Origin of the sequence: Streptococcus mitis, assembly GCF_047462815.1 — a bacterium.
GTDB lineage: Bacteria > Bacillota > Bacilli > Lactobacillales > Streptococcaceae > Streptococcus > Streptococcus mitis_DO.
On record NZ_JASHFB010000010.1, the window covers coordinates 22,791 to 43,739 of the forward strand.

A 20,949-nucleotide genomic window follows, 5' to 3' on the forward strand; every position below is an offset into this window, starting at 1 on the left:
TTCTACAATAACTTCTTCTGTTCAAGATTTTTTCTAGTTGAGCTTGGTTCAGCTTGACCGAACTGTTCTGCTAGGCGCTGACTCCAGCTTGTGGTCGCACGCGCTCCAGCATAGTCCGCCTGTACACGGTCATAAGCTTCGATTGCCTCAGTTGACTGTTCTTGGTATTCTTCCTCAAAGACAACATTCTCTAGTGGCAGTCTTGGTTTCACATCATGATGTTGATTTGGCACACCTAGCGCCATCCCAAAAACAGGATAGGTGTAGTCAGGCAGGTTAAAGAGCTCTGCCACTTCTTCTGACTTGTAACGCACCAAGCCGATAATGACACCACCATAGCCCAAGCTTTCAGCTGCCAGCAGGGCATTTTGACCAGCAAGAGCCGCATCGACCGAACTAATCAAGAGACCTTCCACCCCTTGAGGTTGAAATGAATCAGTATGAAGCTGGGCTCCCTTTTCTGCTCGGTTCAAATCTCCGACAAAGAGAAGGAAAACAGCTGACTGGCGAATGGCTTCTTGAGGCACCAATTCATACAAGGCATCTTTCTTTTCTTGACTTCGTACCACAATCACAGAGTAGGATTGGAAATTCTTCCAAGACGAGGCCATCTGGGCTGCTGTCAGGATTTCAGTCAAGTCTTCTTGAGGAAGGACTTGTTCCTTAAATCTTCGAACAGACTTATGAGCTTTCATCAGTTTAATCGTTTCTGTCATCGACGATTTACTCCTTCTAAACGAGTCTCCTCAGCCAAATAACGGATGCGTTCCATGACTCGTCTGGCTTCCCATGTTTCGTCATTTCCATTTTTCCCTTTAGCGAAATGCAGCTCCAATTCTTCAAAGTTGAAGTTGGAGGTGAAAAAGGTCGGTAAATTTTCCTGCATCCGATATTGGAGAATGACTTGTAGGATTTCATCCCGCACCCAAGGTGTTGATTGCTCGGCACCAATATCATCTAAAATCAGGACTTCAGAAAGCTTAAGCTCGTCCACCAAGGTCTTGACATTGCCATCACCGATAGCATTTTTGACATCAATGACAAAGCTAGGATAGTGGAGGAGAGTTGATGAAACACCGCGTTTTTCTGATAAATCATGGGCTAAAGCAGCCACCATGAAACTTTTACCCACACCAAAGTCTCCATATAAGTAAAGACCTTTTCGAATAGTTGGATATTGCTCCACGAAGGCTAATAGCTTTTCAAAAACTGGCAAGCGCTCCAAATCATCCAAATCTACTTGAGCCAAACTAGCTTTCTTGAGAGTGGCTGGCAGATTGATTAACTTGAGACGATTCTTAATAGCCGCTTCTTTTTCCGCCGCGATTAGTTCAGGAGTTTCTTCGTAAGAAACATCCGCATAGCCATGATTCATAACCAAAATCGGCTTGTAGCCTTTGGCAATATAATCCATATCCCCACGGAGAAACTTGTCTCGCTCGGTGATGTACTGATTAAACTTGGAGATACTGCGATTTAATTCCTCTGGAGTCAGGGATTCTTGCTGGATAAAGGCCGCAACATCAGGATCCTTCATGATTTTCTGGACCAAATCTTGATAATGAAAACGGCTAGGTTGACGCTTGAGTACGTCTCCGACACTTTCCATCTAATCTCCTCCTTTTTCTAATCGAGCTAATAGTTCTTGTTTCTTACGTTCCAATTCCAGACGAGTTTCCTCGCTGGTTTCATTCTTATAATCTGGATTGCTCCACTTGGGTACATTGGACTTGGTAGGACTCGGTTTACTGCCTTTTTGAGCCTGACTCTTCTGCCCACGTTCACGGATGCGCAAGACTGCCTCTTCTGCCGAATGAATCTTTTGATAGGCATAGTCATTGGCTACCTTCATGGCATATTTCTCATTAATATTTGCCGAGTCCACCTTATTAAAGGTCAATAAGAGAATGATATTAATAACTTCGTCCAGTAAGCCCAAGCCAGCCATCTGTTGCAAAAGTTCTCTTTCTGTTTGGGTAATGGTCCCCTTGCGTGTTTGCTTGATTTCTGCCAAGAACTGCAGGGCAGTCTTACTTTTAGCCTCTTTGATAATGGTTGCTTCCTTAGGACTAAAGTCAGAGGAAACAGGTTTTTGAGCGATTTTTTCCCGCATTCGTTTGGTTGAAATAACCTGAGAAACAGCTGTTGACTTGGCCAATTGATAGGTTTCAAACCAAGTCCATTTCTTCTCCTCAGCAATGGCAAAAAGGTTTAAGACATCGGACTGCTCATCCGCAAAGCGAAGCCCATCTCGAGCCATAAGCTGACGAAAATGATCTAAGGCAAAATCGTTGGCCACTTTCTTCTTGAGACTAAGATCTTCTTGACTTCCCAGTTCTGCCAAGTCTGGAAAGACTTGATTGAGTGAGACAGGTATTTCTTCACCATCAGCACTTTCAACTTTCAAATCCTCCACAGCTGCATCGCCAATCTTTTTCTCCAAAAGTCTGCGATAAACAGGATGCTCCAAGAAGTCCTGACTAGATAGAGGATCATGGAGGGCTAACTGATAAACATCCCCCTTTTGATAGAGGTTTAAGAGATTAAAAGCAGATAGGATTTTCAGGGCTTTTATCAATCTATCCATTCCAAAGTTAAGATGGTTAAGAATGCTTGAAAAAAGATATTCCTTTCTACCATTATCCCAAAAACTAATCGTATAAAGATAAAGGCTCAGTGCCTCCTGACCGATAATCGGGAGGTAGCACTGTACCAGAGATGAGGTATCTTGCGACACCCGATTATTCTTTAGATAAGAAAAACGGTCAATTGGCTTCATTTATCTTTCCTTTTTCTTTTTAGAGGACTGGGTGATTTGTTGGAGCAAGCTCTCTAACTCACTAACATCCTTAAAACTACGATAGACACTGGCAAAACGCACATAAGTAATCTCATCCAACTCAGCCAACTCCTCCATGACGAGTGAACCAATGTCCTCACTTTGAATTTCATTTTCATTTCGACCACGGAGTTTCTGTTCGATACGATTGACTACCATGTTGATTTCATCACTTGACACAGGACGTTTCTGGGCTGAGCGGATAATCCCATTAAAGATTTTATCTCTGGAGAATTGTTCCCGTGTGCCATCTTTTTTAACAACCACTAAGGTTCTTTCTTCTACCCGTTCGTAGGTTGTAAAACGGTGTTGGCATTCGTCGCACTCACGTCTTCTACGAATGGTATTCCCTTCTTCTGCTTGGCGACTATCGATAACACTTGACTTGGTAGCCCCACATTTTGGACAACGCATCCTTTCCCTCCTTATCGTTTTCTTTTCATTATACCATTTTTTAAACGATTCCCAAAACAATTCTTCTTTTTGCTTGACAAGTTTTTTTGTTTTGTTGTATTATTTAATTAAGACAAAAGGATAAAAGAAAGGAGACCAAGATGTCCTGGACATTTGACAACAAAAAACCCATTTATTTACAGATTATGGAGAAAATCAAGCTTCAGATTGTTTCCCATACACTGGAACCCAATCAACAACTTCCAACCGTGAGAGAGCTGGCTAGCGAGGCCGGTGTCAATCCAAACACCATCCAAAGAGCCTTGTCAGACCTCGAACGAGAAGGATTTGTCTACAGCAAGCGAACAACTGGACGGTTTGTAACTGAGGATAAGGAGCTAATCGCCCAATCGCGCAAACAATTATCAGAAGAAGAATTGGAACACTTCGTTTCCTCCATGACCCATTTTGGCTATGAAAAAGAAGAACTACCAGGCGTAGTCGGCGATTATATTAAAGGAGTTTAAGCCTATGTCATTACTAGCATTTGAAAATGTATCCAAATCTTATGGAGCAACCCCAGCCCTTGAAAATGTTTCCCTTGACATCCCAGCTGGGAAAATTGTTGGTCTCCTTGGGCCAAATGGCTCAGGAAAAACAACCTTGATTAAACTTATCAACGGCCTCTTGCAACCAGATCAAGGACGTGTCCTGATCAACGACATGGACCCAAGCCCAGCAACCAAGGCTATCGTAGCTTATTTGCCTGATACGACCTATCTCAATGAACAAATGAAGGTCAAGGAAGCCCTAACCTACTTCAAGACCTTCTATAAAGATTTCAATCTTGAACGCGCCCATCATCTACTTGCAGACCTCGGTATTGATGAAAATAGTCGTCTCAAGAAACTATCAAAAGGGAACAAGGAAAAGGTACAACTGATTTTGGTTATGAGCCGTGATGCTCGTCTCTACGTTTTAGACGAACCCATTGGTGGAGTGGATCCAGCAGCCCGTGAGTATATCCTCAATACCATTATCAACAACTACTCCCCAACTTCTACCGTTTTGATTTCTACCCACTTGATTTCTGATATCGAGCCAATCTTGGATGAAATTGTCTTCCTGAAGGATGGAAAAGTCGTCCGTCAAGGTAATGTAGATGATATTCGCTATGAGTCTGGTGAATCCATTGACCAACTCTTCCGTCAGGAATTTAAGGCCTAAGCAAAGGAGATTATTATGTTTTGGAATTTAGTTCGCTACGAATTTAAAAATGTTAACAAGTGGTATTTAGCCCTTTACGCTGCCGTGCTAGTTCTTTCCGTTCCCATAGGAATGCAAGGACACTATTATAATTATGTATCTTTCAAAGATAGCCAACCTGTCTTACTTTTCTTTCTGGCTCTCGTCTTTGGTGGATTGATGATTACACTTGGGATTTCAACCATTTTCTTGATTATTAAACGATTCAAAGGTAGTGTCTATGACCGACAAGGCTATCTGACCTTGACCTTGCCAGTTTCTGAACACCATATCATCACAGCCAAATTAGTTGGAGCCTTCATTTGGTCTATCCTTAGCTCCACTGTACTAGCTCTAAGCGCTTTTATTATTGTTACCATAACGGTTCCAGAATGGATATCAAATTCTGAGTTGATTCCACTTGTAGGAACATTCCTTCCTCAACTCTCTCTTATGGGGGTATCCTTCCTACTAAATACCATCTCAGGAATCCTCTGCATCTACTTGGCTATTTCCATCGGACAACTGTTCAATGAATACCGTACCGCACTAGCCATTGTAGCTTATATCGGTATCCAAATCGTCATTGGATTTGTAGAAGTCTTCTTCAATACCAGTGCGAACTTCTATGTCAATTCACTTGCAGGATTTAATGATAATTTCTATATGGGAGCAAGTACGAGTATTATTGAAGAACTCATATTCATAGCTATCTTTTACCTCGGAACCTACTACATCTTGAGAAACAAGGTTAATTTGCAATAATTTTAAAATCAAAAAGGATAACATCTCATCACAGAGAGGCTATCCTTTTTGATTTTATCTCATTTTCTGTCTAACTTTATTTTACAAACGAATCCTTCTAACCAATTAAATGATAAAATCTGATTTAAAGGTCTTGTTTAATTTCTCTATTGTGACACTATCATTATATTCCTTACATATTCTCATAGCTTTATAACATTCTTTTTTACCTAACTCTACTTGATTCGTTTTTATGAGATAAATACCTTTTAAAAAAAGCAAATAAGTCTTTTCAAAATAATATCCTTGTCTGGTCAGTAAATTTTCTAAATCATCTATAAAAAATTGAGCGCTATCTAACAAATTATTTTTTAATAATAATTCTAAATTAAATAAATATAAAGGAATTACTCTATGTGTTCCCGTATCTGTTTTTAAAAAATGTCGTGTTTTCTTGATTACAGCTCTATATAGTAAGCTTATGGTTTTAGTGTTCATAAAAAACACCGAATTATAGAAAATTTTCAGTTCATACTCCATCCAATTATCTACAGAAAGCAAGTACTTTATTAACTCATTACATTTAGATGCATTGTAAGGAAGGTTTGCAAGGCGATTAATCTGTTGTTCAGCAATCAATTTCATGTGACAATTGCATAGACTTTTTTCCTGCTTTTGTTTTAGTTCTATTTTCTTTATTAGTTCTTGCAACAAAATGATATCTGAAGAGTTTACAGCATGTTCTAATTCTTCAAAAAAACATTCTTTTTTGGAATAATAGCAATGAACTAATTCTTCAAATTCCGAAAATGAGATTCCCAGGCGATTTAACAACATGTAAAAATGATCAATAGATAATTTTGTAATCCCATTTTCGAAACGAGAAATAGTTGACTCACTAATCTTATCACAAGCCAAATCTTTAAGACGAAAATTTTTTGAAATACGAATATCCTTTAAAACTGCTCCAAAATTTTCCATACTATTCCTCTTCCATTTCTGCAAAAAATAAAACCTGTTTTTTTATTTGTGATATGATTATGATTATACAAAAATAAAACAGAAAGGACAATATGATTATGAAAAAAATTTTATTGTCATCAGTTGCTTTACTGAGCCTAGTGGCAACATTACCAGTAAATAGTCCAGTTTCTGCTCAAGAATCTATCTCTCCCTAGGATTATAGTCACTCTAATGGCAGTTGGATTCAATCGAATGGCCGTTGGTGGTATAAAACACTAAAAACAGGTGAAACATCAACAAGAGCAGTACCTATTGAAGATGTTAATACTATGTAAAAGGTTTTTAGTAACCAAAACTTTAGTAAAGTTGTTCGTTTCCCAGATAAAACAAAAGCTGAGATTATTGCAAATATGCAAGAACTATTTAAATCTTCTATCGAAAACGATGTGAACCACCTTTACTTGTCATGGAGGAAAAAACCGTTTTATATCTACTAGTAGCTATAAAACGGTTTTTACAGGTTGGGATTCACTTCAAAATAGAATTATTTCGCCTATGGCAGACACCAATACTAACGGAAAAATCACTTTAGAGGAACTGTATCAATACTCTTATCCTCTAGTCCTTGAAGCTGCATCAAGCAGTAATAAGGAGCAACATGTATCAGTTTATCCAGAAAACAGTCAATTTGTTTTATTCCAAAAATAAGGGGTTAAGAAAATGAAAGTATCAAAAAAAATCACATTATTTGGTTTATCTCTAGCAGGTTTAGCTTTACTAGCTTTCCCTCATTCAGGAAAGGCCTTCGAATTGAAAGAAGAATGGGTTGTCAAGGGTGGTATTAAGTATCAAGATGGCAAAATTCTTCAATTTGACAATGGCAATGAAGTAGATATCAAAGTATTGGATTTGCCAAAAACTGAGAAAATCGAGTGGACGGTTAGTCTCAATGGTCAAGATCAAACTGTCAATTTCCTAGGTCAAGAAAAGGACAAGTCTATGATGGGTGTAGAGGGGCGTTACCTGAATTTCTACGTTCCTTATGGCTATAGAGGGGATATCAAGGTAGAAGCCAAGAGTGGAAATGAAGTAAAGACCTGGTCCACTAAAGTAGTAGATGATGTATATAATGACGGTGGAAAGAGTGGTTACTTCCGTATTGACGAATCAAATGATCAACACACCTACCTTGATGCAAAATGGGACTATCAAACTAAGACCTACACTGCTACCTTACCAGAGACTGTCAATGGTCAAAAAGTCTTTGCTTGGGCAGACGACTATGAAGAATTGAAACTTCAAAAACCAGGAGTTATCAGTCATTCCTACAGGGGGGCAGGAGCCTTCAAAATACTTTATCCGATTCTAAAAGCAGAAAGTTGGCTAAAAAAGAATTACAGTGAAAGCTGGTACTATCAAAAACAAGGGCAATTAGTTAAAAATGCTTGGGTTAAGGACAAGGGAACTTGGTACTTTATGAATGATAAAGGAGTCATGTTCAATCAAACTTGGCTCTATCAAGGTGGCAACTGGTATGCCTTTAAATCATCAGGAGCTATGATTGCTAGTGACTGGCTATATGATAATCACTCTTGGTATTACCTAAAAGATTCAGGTTCTATGGCGACAGGTTGGATCAAAGATAGTGGCTCTTGGTATTATCTAAACAACTCAGGTTCTATGGCAACAGGCTGGGTAAAAGATAGCGGATCTTGGTATTACCTTGCTTCATCAGGTAAGATGCTTCACAATACCTACACACCAGATGGCTACTATGTAGATGCCAGTGGCGCTTGGAAATAATCTAATGTACACATTTTATTCCATCAGCTATTAGTGTACCTGCTCAGACTAAATGTTATCAGAGCTACAAGAAAAATCTAGATGATAATACAAAAAGCGAATCGAAACAACAAATTCTGTTTTGTTCGCTTTTTATTTAATCTGTTACATTTTGACATTGTCATTTAATTGTATATCCACCAAAAATTATATTTTTATATGAAGTATTTGAGATAAAGGAGTATAATGACTTTAAAACTAATTACATGTATATCGATAAGGAGGTCAACTCTTTATGCTGAGAAGATTTGTTACTAAGAAACACCTCATACTTTACTTCTTTTCTATTGCCGTTACCTGGCTGGAAGCGATTATCACACCAGCCCTTGTTCAGAACATTGTTGCTAGTTTTACCAATCAAGAACTAGGCCTTCTTTGGAAAGTTTTGATTTTGGGAATCCTTGGAAACCTCATTCTATTACTAGGCTTAGCTGGGAAACGCTATTACTACGCCCGTTTGATTACTGATTTCAAATATGGAATCAAGAGTGCTATTTTCAAGCGATTTTTAAGCAGTTATGAGATTGATGAAAAGGATATTTTGTCTGACCTAGAAAACGACGTCAAGCAACTAGAAGAAAGCTATATCGAGCCAACCGTCATCATCATTTCTTCTCTTGGTTTCACCACTGTGTCCATTCTCTATGCCTTGTGGACCAATTTTTACTTAGGCTTGATTTTCATCCTCTTCTACTCCTTTCCTGTACTCTGCAGTGCTATCGGATCAAAGCGCTTGGATTCACTTTCTGAAAAGCGGTCAACTGTTAACCAGAGCTACTTATCAAGCTTGACAAATTTTATTGGTGGCAGCCAACAAATTCGCCATTATCAGGGACAAGATTTCTTTTTTGCTCGCTACCAAAAGCAATTACAAACCAGTCTGGATGCCGAAATCAACTATGAAAAACAACGAACTTTAAACAGTCTTTTTATCAATAGCATCGATGCCTTTTGTTCTGTCACACCAATCGTCATCGGTGGCTTTATGACCTACTATAATTATTTAGATGCGGCGAGTTTTGTGGCCATCTATCTGGTTTCCCATAATATCGGCTATCAATTCCAAGAGTTGGCTTACTTTACCAACACCCGAAAAGCGACTCGAACTCTTCTCAACAAATACCAAAAACTTTTGGACCAGTCTGACTCCAACTCGCCTAGAAGCATAGAAAACATTTTCCCTATCCAGCTTGATACCATCTCCCTTGAAAAAGATGGAAATAGCCTCCTGTCTCCGATTTCCATGCACATCAAGCAAGGAGAAAAAATTGCCATTATCGGGGAAAGTGGCTCTGGTAAGACAACCCTGCTCAATATCATTCATGGAGAAGAGACACCGACAAGTGGACAGATTAGCTTTGCTGGGCAAAACCTGTCACGTAAAGAAATCACAAGTATTAGTTCCTATATTCTCCAAGATAGCCATTACTTTGACACGCTATCTCTGGAAGACAATATCCTTCTAGGACTGGATAAAAATCCAGAGACTTTAAATCATATCCTCAAAAAAACAGGTTTAGAACATTTGAAAAATCGAACGCTCAGCAATGACAGTCTATCTGGTGGCGAGAAACAACGCCTAGAAATCGCTCGCGCCCTCTACCATGATAGCCAACTCATCTTAGCAGATGAGATTAAGGCCAATCTTGACTCGGAAAATAGCAGAAAAATTAGCGACTTACTCTTCTCCCTACCTCAAACAGTCATTGAAGTCATTCACCACTACACTGAAGAAGACTTAAAACACTATGACCAAGTCATTCACTTAAGCAAAGAAAAGTAATAGTCTATAACATACGATTTTAAAAAGCAAGGAACTCGAATTCCTTGCTTTTTAACTCAATATCAAACTGGCTACGATAGGGCTAACAAAAACATAGAGAATACCGGTAACACCGATAGCCAAACCACCCATAGCTCCTGCTACAGAACCGTATCGAAAGGCTGTACCTGTTCCAACTGCGTGGCCTGTTCCTCCAAGGGAAAGACCAACAGCTACTGGGTCGTCAATTTTCAACCACTTCAAGAGGGTTGGGCCGATGACACTGGTTAAAATCCCAGTCGCCACTACAACCACCAAGGTCACAGTCGTCAAACCTTGCAATTTTTCTGTAATCCCAACTGCCATGGCGGTTGTCACTGACTTGGGAAAGAGAGAAATAGCTAGGAAAAAGTCCATTCCAAAAATCTTAGCTACAAGAGCTGTGAAAGAGGTATTAACAACTACTGCTAACAGACTACCAAAGAGAATACTCCGAGCATGGTGCTTCATCAAGTGAAAACTCTTATAAAGCGGAATCCCTAGAGCAACAGTCGATGGAACAATCAAGTTGTTCAGATAAACCCCACCTTGGTAGTAATCTTGGTAAGAAATACCCGTCACTTTTAGAAAGATGATAATGAAAATAGCTGACAAAAGCAAGGGCGTTGTCAAAGGATGGGGAAAACGTCTGTAAATCAGCATTCCCACTAGATAAGCTAGGATTGATAGGGCAAGCCCAAACAGGGGATTGGAAACAAATTCACTCATTTGGCATCTCCTTTCTCATAATCTCCCTCAAACCGTCGTTTGATAAACTGAACTACCAAGGCTATGAGGATAATATTGATGACTGCTGCAAAAAAGATAATCAAAACAATAGGCAAAAGATAGGGAGCAATCACATCAAACTTTTCCATGATTCCCACTGCTGGCGGCAAAAAGAGAATGGTCATATTGGCCAGCAAGAAATTCCCCACCATGTTAACATGCCTGGTTCTCAACCACTTGAATTGTAGGGCGAGAAAGAGAATAATCAAACCGATAATACTGCCTGGGATGGGCAAATGAAAGAAACTAGAGATCCCCTCTCCGATTAGAGAAATCACAAAGAGAATCATTAATTGAACATATAATTTCATCCTAAACTCCACGAAATAGACTTCTTGCATACCAGTTTACTCTTTTTTCAGAAAATTTCAAGGAAATGCACAAGAGTTGATGAAAGTTTGAGAAGAAAGGGGATACAAACAATTCTTGACTTGTGAAAACAGGCATGATTTAGGATAAAAGATGCCAGCGTCTGTCTTGCCAGCTCTTTTGAAAAGTAGTATAATTATTGCATGCGCAATCATCTTGTGATGCAGAGACTGTCCGTAAATGGACTTTCTTCTATCTATAACTCTAAAAAGAAAGGAGATACTATGACCTATTTGGAAAAATGGTTTGACTTCAATCGTCGTCAGAAAGAAATTGAAAGTCTCTTGGAAGAGACTATTGCCCAGCAGAGCGAGCAAAGTCTGACCTTGAAAGAGTTCTACCTCCTCTACTATCTGGACTTGGCTCAAGAAAAATCTCTACGCCAGATTGACCTGCCAGATAAACTTCATCTGAGCCCGAGCGCTGTTTCTCGGATGGTGGCTCGCTTGGAAGCCAAAAATTGCGGTCTACTTAGTCGCAGGTGTTGTGATCAAGATAGACGCTCTAGTTTTATCTGCCTGACAAGTGATGGGCAAAAGACACTGGCCTCTCTACAAAAGGCTGTTGAAGAAAGATTGGAAACTGGTTTAGATTTATTGATTTGAGATGATTTTAGAAAAAAGTTGCGTGCGCAATCATTTTTCTTGACATTCTCTTTTACAAGGAGTAAAATAAAATCATCATTAAACAAAGGAGTTTTAAACATGATTGAAATTACCTATCTAGATGCCAGCAAGAACGAAAGAACTGTAACTTTCGAATCTTATGAAGACTTTGATCGTTCACAACAAGCTTGCCTTATCGGCGTCGCAGACTACTACCCTGTCCAAAAATTGACTTATAACGGTCATGATTTGGACTACCATGGGACTTATGGAGATGTCTTCTTCTACCTCATGAAACAAGATTTAAGCCAATATAACTAAAAAAGGAGAAATACAATGGCAAAAGCAATTACAGATGCAACATTCGAACAAGAAACAAAAGACGGTTTGGTCTTGGTAGACTTCTGGGCAACTTGGTGTGGTCCATGTCGTATGCAAGGTCCAATCTTGGATAAATTGTCTGAAGAACTTTCAGAAGATGTTTTGAAAATCGTTAAAATGGACGTTGATGAAAATCCAAACACAGCTCGTGCTTTTGGAATCATGTCTATCCCAACCCTTCTCTTCAAAAAAGACGGCCAAGTGGTGAAACAAGTTGCTGGTGTTCACACAGCAGAACAAATCAAGGCCATCGTTGCTGAATTGAGCTAATCGCACTAGAGACCAAGTACTTGCTTTGGTCTCTTTTTTCTTGCCCTTTGCCATTTTTCAAAAAATATGCTAGACTATAAGTAGAATATTACGATGTTTGGGACATGCCATCGCTAAAAAAAACCTCTACTTGGTATTTTTTAGCTCCCTCAAGGGAGCTTTTTGCGTGCTCTGAACATTTCCCATTTTGGAAGGAGTATTATGAAACGTCAATCAGCCTTGGTCGTCTTTAGTGGCGGTCAAGATTCTACAACCTGCCTCTTTTGGGCTAAAGAACACTATGAAACGGTCGAAGCCGTTACCTTTGCCTACGGCCAACGCCATCACCTCGAAATTCAAGTTGCTAGAGAAATCGCTAAGGAACAGGGGATTCGTCATCATATCCTAGATATGTCTCTGCTGGGGCAAATCACTGAAAATGCCCTGACCTCTGATATGGAAATCGAGCAAAAAGAGGGAGAGGTTCCCAATACCTTCGTTGACGGTCGCAACCACCTCTTTCTGTCCTTTGCGGCAGTCCTTGCTAAGCAACGAGGTATTAAAGATATCGTGACAGGTGTCTGCGAGACAGACTTCTCAGGCTACCCCGATTGTCGAGATGTCTTTGTCAAATCCCTTAATGTTACCCTCAACCTTGCCATGGATTACGACTTCGTTATCCAAACACCTCTCATGTGGCTAGACAAGGCTGAAACTTGGGAATTAGCCGACCAACTCGGTGCCTTTGACTATGTTCGTGAAAAGACCTTAACCTGCTACAACGGGATTATCGGAAGTGGTTGTGGAGATTGTCCATCCTGCCACCTACGTCAACATGGTTTAGATGTTTATCTCTCACAGAAAGGAGAAGCCTAATGTTTTTTGCACCCAAAGAAATCAAACGAGAAACTGGGGAGTCTCTTGTCTACAATCCACACAGAACCTTGGTATCAAAAGAATTTACCTTCGATGCTGCCCACCACCTCTTTCACTATGAGGGAAAATGCAAATCCCTGCACGGCCACACCTATCATCTGCAGATTGCTGTCAGTGGATTTTTAGATGAACGTGGCATGACCTACGATTTCGGAGATATCAAAGCGATCTACAAGAACTACTTAGAGCCCCACTTGGATCATCGCTATCTCAATGAGACTCTTCCCTATATGAACACGACTGCTGAAAATATGGTTTACTGGATTTTTCAAACTATGAATCAAGAGTTGCCAGACGAACGTGGTCTCCGTTTGGAATACGTTCGCCTCTATGAGACTCCGACTGCCTTTGCAGAGTTTAGACGGGAGTGGTTAGATGCCTAGGGAACGTGTCCTCAAACTACCAGTTTTGGAAATTTTTGGCCCAACCTTTCAAGGCGAGGGCCGTGCAATCGGGCAGAAAACCATGTTTGTCCGCACTGCTGGTTGCGACTACCACTGCGACTGGTGCGACTCTGCTTTTACATGGGATGGCTCTGAAAAACCAACTCGTATGACTGCTGACGAGGTCATTGCTGCCTTAGATAAACTAGGAAGCTACGACTACGTCACCCTATCTGGGGGAAATCCTGCTATCCTAGCAGCCAACATGGCTGAATTGGTCACCAAACTCAAGGAACGCGGTGTCACTCTGGCTGTTGAGACCCAAGGCTCCCGCTGGCAAAATTGGTTAAAAGACATCGACCAGGTCACTCTGAGTCCCAAACCTCCTTCATCCAAGATGGAAGTCAACTTTGAGACCTTGGACTTTATCGTTTCCCAACTTGATCCAGATAAGGTCACCTTTAAAATCCCTGTCTTTGACGATACCGATTTGGCCTTTGCCAAAGGGATTCAAGAGCGCTACCAACCAGATGTCCTTTTCTTATCGGCTGGAAACCCTGAGCCCAAGGCTACAGGCAATATTGTCCAAGACCAACTGGACCGCCTCAAAGAACTCTGGGAACGCATCGCTGCCGACGATAGCTGGAGCAATGTCCGCGTCCTTCCTCAACTCCATACCCTCCTCTACGATAACCAACGTGGTGTTTAAGATTAGAAAGAAAAAATCATGTCACAACAAGAAGAAATGAAAAATCTCAGCCTACTAGGAAACAAAGAAACCAACTACATTTTCGAATATCAACCAGAAGTCCTCGAATCCTTTGACAATCGTCATGTGGAAAATGACTATTTTATCAAATTTAACTGTCCTGAATTTACCTCGCTTTGCCCAATCACTGCTCAACCAGACTTTGCGACCATTTATATTTCCTACATTCCTGACAAGCTCTGTGTCGAGTCAAAATCCCTCAAACTTTATCTCTTTAGCTACCGAAACCACGGAGATTTCCACGAAAACTGTATCAACACCATTGGGAAAGACTTGGTCAACTTGCTAGACCCTCGCTATTTAGAAGTCTGGGGAAAATTCACTCCGCGCGGTGGCATCTCAATTGACCCCTACTACAACTACGGTAAGCCAGGAACTAAGTATGAAGGCTTGGCAGAGCAACGCCTCTTCCAACACGACCTCTATCCAGAGAAAATTGACAATCGCTAAACTCATACAAAAAGCCCTGTTCCTCAAGTTGAGGAGCAAGGCTTTTTGATTTTTAATTATTCTTCAGTTCCAAGGAAGTTTTTTGCAACAAGGGCTGCAAGAACTCCACCAACGATTGGGGCAAGGATAAAAATCCAAACTTGTTGAAGAGCTGCGCCACCTACCAAGACAGCTGGTGCCAAGCTACGAGCTGGGTTTACTGACAGTCCAGTAATGTTCAATCCCACAAGAATCATAGCCATCAAGGACAAACCGATTACCAAACCAGCAATCGCACCATTGCCCTTGCTTGCTGATGTCACAGTCATGATAACCAAAACAAACAAGAAAGTTGCGATAACTTCAAACAAGAAACCACTAAAGACAGTGACACCGTTTGCCAAGGCATTTTCACCAAGACTAGCAGTTGACATACCTGAATTAGACAAGAGGAAGAAGACAGAAGCAGATGCTAAGAAAGCTCCAACTACTTGTCCAAGGATGTAGTTTACAAGCTCTGAAGATGACAAACGTTTGTTAACAAACATAGCAATCGAAACAGCTGGGTTCAAGTGAGCACCTGAAACAGTTCCGATTGAGTAAGCTGCAACTACGATTGCCAAACCAAAGGCAAAGGCAATCCCTAGGTGACCAAGGCCATCAAGACCATTTCCAAAAACAACAGCTCCTGTTCCGATGAACACAAGCATGAACGTACCGATTAACTCAGCAACAAATTTTTTCATTTTCTTTCTCCTTTTTTCAAAAACTAGATACTAGTCTATCAAAAGAGGGAAAGGGTTTCAAGAAAATTGTTTGGAAATTTTCTTGAAAAACATGAAACAACTCACTTATCCCTAGTATTGAAAAGACTGGATAGCTTCTTTCAAGTCATCTTGTAAACTATTTCTCTGGTCAAGTTGGACATAGACTTCCAACAGACAGGATCTGAAGTTGGAAAATTTATAAAAATCTTCCCTTTCTTCTATCGGAAAGTCAACAGTTTCTATCCAAGAAGCTACTTGCTCTTGCTCCAACTTCCCTTGTAAAATAGGTTCATAGATCACTCTCGCTAAACGCCAATCTTCATCATCTGTAAAGCGAATCAAAATTCTTTTAAATAGTTGACCAAGTATGTCAAATACTTCATGAACTCTGTTTTTAGGAAAGTCTGGATGACAAACCACTTCTGTCAGCAAATCGGCTCCATGTGCAAAAGCGTGAACCCAACCATACTGACTGGAAAAACCCGTTGTATCCTTTTCTTTTGAAAGATAGTGCAAACCTTGATCTAGCATCATATTTCTGATATCAGTTTGCAGCACTTGATAAAAAATAGAGTGTTCATTACCATCAGCTGATAAGAGATTTGCATAAATAAGTGCTCTAAAAGAACGCTCAAGCGTTGAGGTTTCTATCTTATCAATCTCTTTATCTAGACCATCATCAGAAACAATCCTAGCAGCGATAAACTGAAATTGTTCCTGTGTAAATAGCTCCTCCTGAATCCCCCTAGCAAAGCTTGTAAAAACAAGGTCATCGCGAATTTCTGGAGAAGAATCTCCCAAATGATCAAGCAACCATTGGATTTCCTCCTGATGATAACTTGGTTTTTCTTCTACTATTTTTCTAAGTAACTTTTGATACATGGTCAATATCTCTACATTTCTAGCAACTTGATATAATCTAGACCCCATTTCTCGACAGCATCTAAGACAACTCTGAATTCCTGCCCCATTTCAGTTAAGCTGTACTCAACTCGTGGTGGAACTTCGGCATAGACCTTTCGTTGAACAATCTTATCCTTTTCTAATTGACGGAGATGACGGGTCAAAATAGTTTGAGTAATCCCAGGCAATAATCTCTGCAATTCTTTAAATCGTTTAGTACCCGTACTCAACTGATAAATAATTACCAGTGCCCATTTCCCCGTTAAAACCCTCTGAGTTGTCGCAAATGGACAAATACCATACTCACTCACTTTATTTGTCATAAAATATCTTCTTTCTATTTTTTAAAAAAAATTTATCTTTTAGTATCAATAATAGTACCACTTTTGATACTAGCTATCGAAAAAGTGTCTACTTGTTTTTTTGTTTGTAACTGTTACAATTATATCATAAAAAAGAAATGGAGAATAGATATGTCAACAAACTTAGAAATTTTCAACGCTTATAACCAAGCTTTAATTGCTGGTGACTTTCCTGGTGTCTTTGAAACGATGGCAGACGATATTATCTGGCATCAACCTGGTACTCATAGTATATCTGGTACAGTTGTTGGTAAGGACAAGCTAGGAGCTCACCTGGCTACATTTGCTGAGAAAACTAATGGAACCTTTAAGGTGGTAACAAATTGGGTTTCTGACAATAAGGATTTAATCGCAGCTAATGTTACTTTTCTTGGAACACGTGCTGATGGTACTGAACTCAATATGAACGGGATTGACCTCTTCCGTATTGAAGACGGAAAAATCAAAGAAGTTTGGCTCTTCTCTTCAGATCAAGCTGAAGAAGATAGCTTTTGGGGATAATTAAAGAGGACAGAACAAAAAATTTTGATTTTAGGAATTCTTTATTATAAATTTTTAAAATCGATAGATTAGAAAAAAAGCGAACAAGACAGAATTCTGAGTGTCAGATAACTCGTTTTGTTCGCTTTTTATATTTAAGGTTAGACTTTTGTCCCAGACTCTTTTAATTTACTCTCCCAACTGGGCACTGTAGGCGATAATCTGGTCAACTGTGTCTGACAAGAACTGGATAGTATCGCGGAGTGGTTTGTCTGTTGAAATATCTGCTCCGATAATCATGGCTGACTCAAGTGGTGTCTTGCTACCACCTGATTTGAGGAGATTGAGCCAATCTTCAGCTCCAGTTTCTGAATGTTTCAGATGGAGGTAACCTGCAGTCGAGATGACTAGTCCTGCTGAGTAGGTGTAGCTATACAAGCCCATATAATAGTGAGCTTGACGCATCCAAGTCAAAGCTGCATCATCATCGATTTCAATGGCATCTCCCCAGAAATCGGTCAAAACTTCCTTCATAATGCTGTTGAGTTTGCTTGCTCCGAAAGTTTCTCCTTCTTCAATCAATGTATACACTTTACGCTGGAAGGCTGCTTCCAAGAGGTGGGTAATAAAGTTATGGAAGTAGGTGTCTGTCAAGCGGTGAGCCAGAGCAAAGCGTTTTTGACGAGGGTCGTCAGATTGGTGCTCCAAGTAATCACTGAGAAGCAATTCATTGAAAGTTGATGGCGCTTCGACGTAGTAAGTCGACATGTGGGCGTTGAAATAGCTTTGATGATTATCTGAAAAGATGAATTGACCAGAATGCCCGATTTCATGAATCAAGGTATAGACATCGCTCAAACGACCTGTCCAGCTCATGAGGACATAAGGATGTACGCGATATGGGTCCGCTGCATAGCCACCAGAATCCTTGCCACTATTGGCAGCAAAGTCCACCCAGCGCTCTTCTTGATAGCGAGCAACTTCCTGACAATATTCTTGTCCCAAAGGTTCTACTGACTTCATGACCAAATCATAAGCGTCGTCAATGGTCACTTCAGGATTCAGGGCGCTGTCCAAGTCCAATTTCCAGTCTGCAAAGGTCATCTTTTCAAGGTCATTTACCTTGACAACATGCTTGAGGTATCTCTGAGCAACTGGCGCAAAATCCTTCATGATGAGGTCAATCTGGCGGTCAAACATAGCACGGTCCACTTCTTGTTCAGCCAGAAGATAATCAAAGACTGAGTCGTAGCCCTTCATATCTGCCAAGAGTTTTTCAGACTTGACTTGGGCTAAATAGGCTGCTGCAGCCGTATTTTGGTGCTTACGAAGTCCCTCTGAGAAGGAACGGAAAGATTTTTCACGAACCTCAGCATCCTCGTGATTTTGGTAGAAATTCTCATAGGTGACAAAGCTGTTTTTGTAGGTCTTGCCATTGACTTCAAAGTCGGCCATTTCAAAATCCCCAGCTCGCATCTTAGTGTAAATATCCTGCGGACTGTAGAAAACCTCGCCGAGATTGGTCAAGGCCTTCTCCACATCAGCCCCTAAATAGTGGGCTTTTTTGATTTTGGCCTGACGAATAGCTGCCGTCAAATGAGGTAATTCACCCAAACGGTTCAAGACTTCCTCATCAGCTTCCACCAAGGCATCGTCAAAGAAGGTCAAGGCTACACTGGCATCTGTTTCGAATTCCATCCCAGCTTGGGCAATGTTAGCAAATTCGTCATTGCTATAGTCTGTCGTCTGAGGCATAAATCCATAGTTGCCAATATGGCTCATCTGAATGTAGATTTGTTCCAATTCCGCAAAGGCCTTCTCAAAATCTTCAAAAGTGTGAAGATTGCCCTTGTAGTCACGGCTAAACTGGTTGATGTCTTCACGAGCCTTCTCGATCGCACGTAAGAAATCTTCACGATCTTGGTATAGGGCTGTTAAATCCCAAAGTTCCTTCTCTGGAAATTCTGAACGGTGTTTTTGTTCCATTTTCTTCCTCTTATTTCTCTAATTCTAATAAAACACTAAGGGCTGATAAAGCGTAAAGCGGTGCTGTTTCTGCTCGCAAAATGCGAGGACCAAGTCCTGCTAAGACTGCTCCCTTAGCTTCGAAACTCTCAATTTCTGCAGGTGACAGGCCTCCTTCTGGACCAAAGATAAAGAGCAGTTTGGCTCCTTTTTCAAGACCAGAGACCGCTTGTAAAAGCGCAGCACTTTCTCCTTCTTTGGCCGACTCTTCATAAGCCACTATGATAGAGTCAAACTGGTCTAGTTGGACTAGAAAGTCAGCTTTGCTCTCGAAAAGGTGTATACTTGGAACAACATTACGCTTGCTTTGTTCTGCTGCTCCAAGGGCGATTTTTTCTAATTTTTCAACCTTTTTACCCAATTTCTTGCCATCCCACTTGGCTACCGACCATTCGGCAGGGAAGGCCCAAATCTGGCTGGCACCCAGTTCGGTTACTTTTTGAGTGATAAACTCCAGTTTATCTCCCTTGGGAAAGCCGGATGCAATAGTCACTTGGACAGGCAGTTCCACGTTGTCAGCTAACTCTTCAACCAACTCAAACTGACGATTTTCAACATCCCAGACACGCGCCAAACGCTTGATACCATCATCAAAGACCAAAGTAACCTCATCATCTTCTTTCAAGCGCATAACCTGAAACATATGCTTGCTGGTTTCCTTGTCCTCGATGGTGACAGGAGAGATAGCACTGCCTTTGACAAAATACTGTTGCATGCTAGCCTCCAATCACACCGGAAATATCCTTGGTTTTCTTAAAGACACAGGCATTCCATTCCCCTTGAACCATGTGAGTTTCAAGGAAAAATCCAGCTGACTCAGCCGACTCGCGCACCATGTCCCACTTGTCCTTAATAATTCCACTCATGATGAGGTAGCCTTCATCCTTGACCAAGCGATAAGCATCATCCGTCAGATGAACGAGGATATCCGCCAAGATATTAGCCACAATCACATCTGCCTTAATCTCAACTCCCTTAAGCAAGTCTCCTGCTGCTACATGGATGTTTTCCATGCCAGGGTTGAGCTCAATATTTTCCTGAGCAACTCGAACTGCTACATCATCCAGGTCGTAGGCAAAGATTTCCTTGGCACCAAGCAGCGAGCTGGCAATAGAGAGAACCCCTGAACCAGTCCCCACATCTAGCACTGTTTCCCCACCACGAAGAACCTGCTCCAAGGCAAAAAGGCTCATCTTGGTAGTTGGGTGGGTTCCTGTCCCGAAGGCCATACCAGGATCCAACTTGATAATCTTTTCCCCAGCAGTCGCCTCATAGTCTGTCCAAGACGGCACGATAGTCAAGTCATGAGTAATTCGAGCTGGCTCATAGTATTTCTTCCAGTTGTCTGCCCAGTCTTCCTCAGCCAAGGCAGTCGTCCCCATCTTGACCTCACCCAAATCCATAAAGTCTGTTAATTCTGCCAAGCGAGCCTGTAAGTCTGCCTCAACCACTGCCACATCAACAGTATCAGGGTAATAGGCGGTCACCACAATTTCTTCTTGCTGCTCAACCTCTGGGAAAATCTCGCCGAAGCGGTCGACATTTCCCACATAGTCCATGCTGTCTTCAATCGCAACACCTTGCGCTCCTAGCTCAATCAAGAGATTGGAAACCAATTCCTCCCCCTCACGCTTCACTGTAACTTTTAACTCTTGCCATGTTTCCATATTTAAGA

General features: G+C 40.9%; 27 protein-coding genes. 14 read left to right on the forward strand and 13 right to left on the reverse strand.

The window, feature by feature from the left end; genetic code table 11:
- Window positions 1-2: 2 nt before the first annotated feature.
- From QM865_RS06410 to nrdR, 4 genes are read right to left on the reverse strand one after another with little or no spacing between them, the layout of a single operon-like run.
- Window positions 3-716 (reverse strand): NADPH-dependent oxidoreductase, encoded by a 714-nt coding sequence (locus QM865_RS06410; protein ID WP_414306288.1) that lies wholly within the window; start codon window positions 714-716, stop codon window positions 3-5.
- A complete protein-coding gene (gene dnaI, locus QM865_RS06415; RefSeq protein ID WP_414306289.1) occupies window positions 713-1,609 on the reverse strand; it encodes a primosomal protein DnaI in 897 nt (298 codons plus the stop codon). The genes QM865_RS06410 and dnaI overlap by 4 nt, the downstream gene beginning before the upstream one ends.
- The gene (locus QM865_RS06420) at window positions 1,610-2,779 is read right to left on the reverse strand and encodes a DnaD domain protein (protein WP_414306290.1); all 1,170 of its coding nucleotides are present in this window, start codon (window positions 2,777-2,779) and stop codon (window positions 1,610-1,612) included.
- Window positions 2,780-3,253 carry a transcriptional regulator NrdR gene (gene nrdR / locus QM865_RS06425; protein WP_001203672.1) on the reverse strand — a complete coding sequence of 158 codons (474 nt, stop codon included), beginning with the start codon at window positions 3,251-3,253 and terminating at the stop codon, window positions 2,780-2,782.
- A gap of 140 nt (window positions 3,254-3,393) precedes the next feature.
- Between nrdR and QM865_RS06430 the strand changes: the two genes are divergently transcribed.
- Genes QM865_RS06430 through QM865_RS06440 form a run of 3 tightly spaced genes read left to right on the forward strand, consistent with a single transcriptional unit; the run spans window position 3,394 to window position 5,242 of the window.
- Entirely contained in the window at window positions 3,394-3,759 is a 366-nt protein-coding gene (locus tag QM865_RS06430; protein ID WP_000119149.1) for a GntR family transcriptional regulator, read from the forward strand.
- Window positions 3,760-3,763: 4 nt separating this feature from the next.
- Window positions 3,764-4,459 (forward strand): ABC transporter ATP-binding protein, encoded by a 696-nt coding sequence (locus QM865_RS06435; protein WP_000054197.1) that lies wholly within the window; start codon window positions 3,764-3,766, stop codon window positions 4,457-4,459.
- Window positions 4,460-4,474: 15 nt separating this feature from the next.
- Window positions 4,475-5,242 carry a hypothetical protein gene (locus QM865_RS06440; protein ID WP_033684851.1) on the forward strand — a complete coding sequence of 256 codons (768 nt, stop codon included), beginning with the start codon at window positions 4,475-4,477 and terminating at the stop codon, window positions 5,240-5,242.
- 105 nt (window positions 5,243-5,347) lie between these two features.
- Here QM865_RS06440 and QM865_RS06445 read toward each other — a convergent pair whose 3' ends face one another.
- Complete coding sequence (locus tag QM865_RS06445) at window positions 5,348-6,202, reverse strand: helix-turn-helix domain-containing protein (protein WP_414306291.1); 855 nt, start codon at window positions 6,200-6,202, stop codon at window positions 5,348-5,350.
- A gap of 537 nt (window positions 6,203-6,739) precedes the next feature.
- Between QM865_RS06445 and QM865_RS06450 the strand changes: the two genes are divergently transcribed.
- The 3 genes from QM865_RS06450 (at window position 6,740) to QM865_RS06460 (ending at window position 9,809) form a co-directional block, all read left to right on the forward strand.
- Window positions 6,740-6,892, forward strand: coding sequence for a hypothetical protein (locus QM865_RS06450; protein WP_414306292.1), 153 nt, complete (start codon window positions 6,740-6,742; stop codon window positions 6,890-6,892).
- Between the two features lie 12 nt (window positions 6,893-6,904).
- A complete protein-coding gene (locus tag QM865_RS06455) occupies window positions 6,905-7,987 on the forward strand; it encodes an N-acetylmuramoyl-L-alanine amidase family protein (protein ID WP_023943805.1) in 1,083 nt (360 codons plus the stop codon).
- Window positions 7,988-8,261: 274 nt separating this feature from the next.
- Window positions 8,262-9,809 carry an ATP-binding cassette domain-containing protein gene (locus tag QM865_RS06460; RefSeq protein WP_023943807.1) on the forward strand — a complete coding sequence of 516 codons (1,548 nt, stop codon included), beginning with the start codon at window positions 8,262-8,264 and terminating at the stop codon, window positions 9,807-9,809.
- A gap of 51 nt (window positions 9,810-9,860) precedes the next feature.
- On the opposite strand, the gene QM865_RS06465 is transcribed toward QM865_RS06460, so the two are convergent.
- Together QM865_RS06465 and QM865_RS06470 are read right to left on the reverse strand one after the other, a co-directional pair.
- A complete protein-coding gene (locus tag QM865_RS06465; RefSeq protein ID WP_001288943.1) occupies window positions 9,861-10,556 on the reverse strand; it encodes an LrgB family protein in 696 nt (231 codons plus the stop codon).
- A complete protein-coding gene (locus QM865_RS06470) occupies window positions 10,553-10,927 on the reverse strand; it encodes a CidA/LrgA family protein (RefSeq protein WP_000781322.1) in 375 nt (124 codons plus the stop codon). Before QM865_RS06470 ends, QM865_RS06465 begins: the two co-directional genes overlap by 4 nt.
- A gap of 282 nt (window positions 10,928-11,209) precedes the next feature.
- Here QM865_RS06470 and QM865_RS06475 point away from each other — a divergent pair, with 282 nt between their 5' ends.
- The 7 genes from QM865_RS06475 to queF all read left to right on the forward strand — a co-directional run bounded on the left by QM865_RS06475 (window position 11,210) and on the right by queF (window position 14,758).
- A complete protein-coding gene (locus tag QM865_RS06475) occupies window positions 11,210-11,590 on the forward strand; it encodes a MarR family winged helix-turn-helix transcriptional regulator (protein ID WP_414306293.1) in 381 nt (126 codons plus the stop codon).
- Between the two features lie 99 nt (window positions 11,591-11,689).
- Window positions 11,690-11,911: a DUF4649 family protein gene (locus QM865_RS06480; protein ID WP_000570256.1), complete on the forward strand. Its 222-nt coding sequence runs from the start codon at window positions 11,690-11,692 to the stop codon at window positions 11,909-11,911.
- 15 nt (window positions 11,912-11,926) lie between these two features.
- Window positions 11,927-12,241 carry a thioredoxin gene (gene trxA / locus QM865_RS06485; RefSeq protein ID WP_001029581.1) on the forward strand — a complete coding sequence of 105 codons (315 nt, stop codon included), beginning with the start codon at window positions 11,927-11,929 and terminating at the stop codon, window positions 12,239-12,241.
- Between the two features lie 201 nt (window positions 12,242-12,442).
- A complete protein-coding gene (gene queC, locus QM865_RS06490) occupies window positions 12,443-13,096 on the forward strand; it encodes a 7-cyano-7-deazaguanine synthase QueC (protein WP_033676507.1) in 654 nt (217 codons plus the stop codon).
- Entirely contained in the window at window positions 13,096-13,539 is a 444-nt protein-coding gene (gene queD, locus QM865_RS06495; protein WP_414306294.1) for a 6-carboxytetrahydropterin synthase QueD, read from the forward strand. Before queC ends, queD begins: the two co-directional genes overlap by 1 nt.
- The gene (gene queE / locus QM865_RS06500) at window positions 13,532-14,248 is read left to right on the forward strand and encodes a 7-carboxy-7-deazaguanine synthase QueE (RefSeq protein ID WP_414306295.1); all 717 of its coding nucleotides are present in this window, start codon (window positions 13,532-13,534) and stop codon (window positions 14,246-14,248) included. The genes queD and queE overlap by 8 nt, the downstream gene beginning before the upstream one ends.
- A gap of 18 nt (window positions 14,249-14,266) precedes the next feature.
- Complete coding sequence (gene queF / locus QM865_RS06505; protein ID WP_000082587.1) at window positions 14,267-14,758, forward strand: preQ(1) synthase; 492 nt, start codon at window positions 14,267-14,269, stop codon at window positions 14,756-14,758.
- 56 nt (window positions 14,759-14,814) lie between these two features.
- On the opposite strand, the gene QM865_RS06510 is transcribed toward queF, so the two are convergent.
- From QM865_RS06510 to QM865_RS06520, 3 genes are all read right to left on the reverse strand, one after another.
- Window positions 14,815-15,483, reverse strand: coding sequence for an MIP/aquaporin family protein (locus tag QM865_RS06510; protein WP_414306296.1), 669 nt, complete (start codon window positions 15,481-15,483; stop codon window positions 14,815-14,817).
- 111 nt (window positions 15,484-15,594) lie between these two features.
- Window positions 15,595-16,386: a DUF2785 domain-containing protein gene (locus QM865_RS06515; protein ID WP_414306297.1), complete on the reverse strand. Its 792-nt coding sequence runs from the start codon at window positions 16,384-16,386 to the stop codon at window positions 15,595-15,597.
- A gap of 11 nt (window positions 16,387-16,397) precedes the next feature.
- On the reverse strand, window positions 16,398-16,730 hold the full coding sequence (locus QM865_RS06520; RefSeq protein WP_000182730.1) for a winged helix-turn-helix transcriptional regulator: 333 nt from the start codon (window positions 16,728-16,730) through the stop codon (window positions 16,398-16,400).
- A gap of 150 nt (window positions 16,731-16,880) precedes the next feature.
- On the opposite strand from QM865_RS06520, the gene QM865_RS06525 reads away from it, so the two are divergent.
- Window positions 16,881-17,270, forward strand: a complete 390-nt coding sequence (locus QM865_RS06525; RefSeq protein ID WP_084927208.1) for a nuclear transport factor 2 family protein — start codon at window positions 16,881-16,883, stop codon at window positions 17,268-17,270.
- 168 nt (window positions 17,271-17,438) lie between these two features.
- On the opposite strand, the gene pepF is transcribed toward QM865_RS06525, so the two are convergent.
- The 3 genes from pepF to prmA are packed head-to-tail and all read right to left on the reverse strand — an operon-like array spanning window position 17,439 to window position 20,941.
- On the reverse strand, window positions 17,439-19,235 hold the full coding sequence (gene pepF, locus QM865_RS06530; protein WP_414306298.1) for an oligoendopeptidase F: 1,797 nt from the start codon (window positions 19,233-19,235) through the stop codon (window positions 17,439-17,441).
- A gap of 10 nt (window positions 19,236-19,245) precedes the next feature.
- The gene (locus tag QM865_RS06535; protein ID WP_261202106.1) at window positions 19,246-19,989 is read right to left on the reverse strand and encodes a 16S rRNA (uracil(1498)-N(3))-methyltransferase; all 744 of its coding nucleotides are present in this window, start codon (window positions 19,987-19,989) and stop codon (window positions 19,246-19,248) included.
- Between the two features lies 1 nt (window position 19,990).
- Window positions 19,991-20,941, reverse strand: a complete 951-nt coding sequence (gene prmA / locus QM865_RS06540; protein WP_414306299.1) for a 50S ribosomal protein L11 methyltransferase — start codon at window positions 20,939-20,941, stop codon at window positions 19,991-19,993.
- Window positions 20,942-20,949 lie beyond the last annotated feature (8 nt).

What these genes read in the sequence shown, in the direction of transcription:
- QM865_RS06465 (WP_001288943.1), bottom strand. Translation starts at nt 10,556, where the DNA reads ATGAGTGAATTTGTTTCCAATCCCCTGTTTGGGCTTGCCCTATCAATC.
- QM865_RS06510 (WP_414306296.1), bottom strand. Translation starts at nt 15,483, where the DNA reads ATGAAAAAATTTGTTGCTGAGTTAATCGGTACGTTCATGCTTGTGTTC.
- QM865_RS06480 (WP_000570256.1), top strand. Translation starts at nt 11,690, where the DNA reads ATGATTGAAATTACCTATCTAGATGCCAGCAAGAACGAAAGAACTGTA.
- QM865_RS06445 (WP_414306291.1), bottom strand. Translation starts at nt 6,202, where the DNA reads ATGGAAAATTTTGGAGCAGTTTTAAAGGATATTCGTATTTCAAAAAAT.
- QM865_RS06525 (WP_084927208.1), top strand. Translation starts at nt 16,881, where the DNA reads ATGTCAACAAACTTAGAAATTTTCAACGCTTATAACCAAGCTTTAATT.
- prmA (WP_414306299.1), bottom strand. Translation starts at nt 20,941, where the DNA reads ATGGAAACATGGCAAGAGTTAAAAGTTACAGTGAAGCGTGAGGGGGAG.
- QM865_RS06440 (WP_033684851.1), top strand. Translation starts at nt 4,475, where the DNA reads ATGTTTTGGAATTTAGTTCGCTACGAATTTAAAAATGTTAACAAGTGG.
- QM865_RS06520 (WP_000182730.1), bottom strand. Translation starts at nt 16,730, where the DNA reads ATGACAAATAAAGTGAGTGAGTATGGTATTTGTCCATTTGCGACAACT.
- QM865_RS06460 (WP_023943807.1), top strand. Translation starts at nt 8,262, where the DNA reads ATGCTGAGAAGATTTGTTACTAAGAAACACCTCATACTTTACTTCTTT.
- QM865_RS06535 (WP_261202106.1), bottom strand. Translation starts at nt 19,989, where the DNA reads ATGCAACAGTATTTTGTCAAAGGCAGTGCTATCTCTCCTGTCACCATC.
- QM865_RS06430 (WP_000119149.1), top strand. Translation starts at nt 3,394, where the DNA reads ATGTCCTGGACATTTGACAACAAAAAACCCATTTATTTACAGATTATG.
- pepF (WP_414306298.1), bottom strand. Translation starts at nt 19,235, where the DNA reads ATGGAACAAAAACACCGTTCAGAATTTCCAGAGAAGGAACTTTGGGAT.
- QM865_RS06450 (WP_414306292.1), top strand. Translation starts at nt 6,740, where the DNA reads ATGGCAGACACCAATACTAACGGAAAAATCACTTTAGAGGAACTGTAT.
- QM865_RS06420 (WP_414306290.1), bottom strand. Translation starts at nt 2,779, where the DNA reads ATGAAGCCAATTGACCGTTTTTCTTATCTAAAGAATAATCGGGTGTCG.
- QM865_RS06470 (WP_000781322.1), bottom strand. Translation starts at nt 10,927, where the DNA reads ATGAAATTATATGTTCAATTAATGATTCTCTTTGTGATTTCTCTAATC.
- queC (WP_033676507.1), top strand. Translation starts at nt 12,443, where the DNA reads ATGAAACGTCAATCAGCCTTGGTCGTCTTTAGTGGCGGTCAAGATTCT.
- QM865_RS06410 (WP_414306288.1), bottom strand. Translation starts at nt 716, where the DNA reads ATGACAGAAACGATTAAACTGATGAAAGCTCATAAGTCTGTTCGAAGA.
- queD (WP_414306294.1), top strand. Translation starts at nt 13,096, where the DNA reads ATGTTTTTTGCACCCAAAGAAATCAAACGAGAAACTGGGGAGTCTCTT.
- QM865_RS06475 (WP_414306293.1), top strand. Translation starts at nt 11,210, where the DNA reads ATGACCTATTTGGAAAAATGGTTTGACTTCAATCGTCGTCAGAAAGAA.
- queF (WP_000082587.1), top strand. Translation starts at nt 14,267, where the DNA reads ATGTCACAACAAGAAGAAATGAAAAATCTCAGCCTACTAGGAAACAAA.
- nrdR (WP_001203672.1), bottom strand. Translation starts at nt 3,253, where the DNA reads ATGCGTTGTCCAAAATGTGGGGCTACCAAGTCAAGTGTTATCGATAGT.
- QM865_RS06455 (WP_023943805.1), top strand. Translation starts at nt 6,905, where the DNA reads ATGAAAGTATCAAAAAAAATCACATTATTTGGTTTATCTCTAGCAGGT.
- trxA (WP_001029581.1), top strand. Translation starts at nt 11,927, where the DNA reads ATGGCAAAAGCAATTACAGATGCAACATTCGAACAAGAAACAAAAGAC.
- QM865_RS06515 (WP_414306297.1), bottom strand. Translation starts at nt 16,386, where the DNA reads ATGTATCAAAAGTTACTTAGAAAAATAGTAGAAGAAAAACCAAGTTAT.
- queE (WP_414306295.1), top strand. Translation starts at nt 13,532, where the DNA reads ATGCCTAGGGAACGTGTCCTCAAACTACCAGTTTTGGAAATTTTTGGC.
- dnaI (WP_414306289.1), bottom strand. Translation starts at nt 1,609, where the DNA reads ATGGAAAGTGTCGGAGACGTACTCAAGCGTCAACCTAGCCGTTTTCAT.
- QM865_RS06435 (WP_000054197.1), top strand. Translation starts at nt 3,764, where the DNA reads ATGTCATTACTAGCATTTGAAAATGTATCCAAATCTTATGGAGCAACC.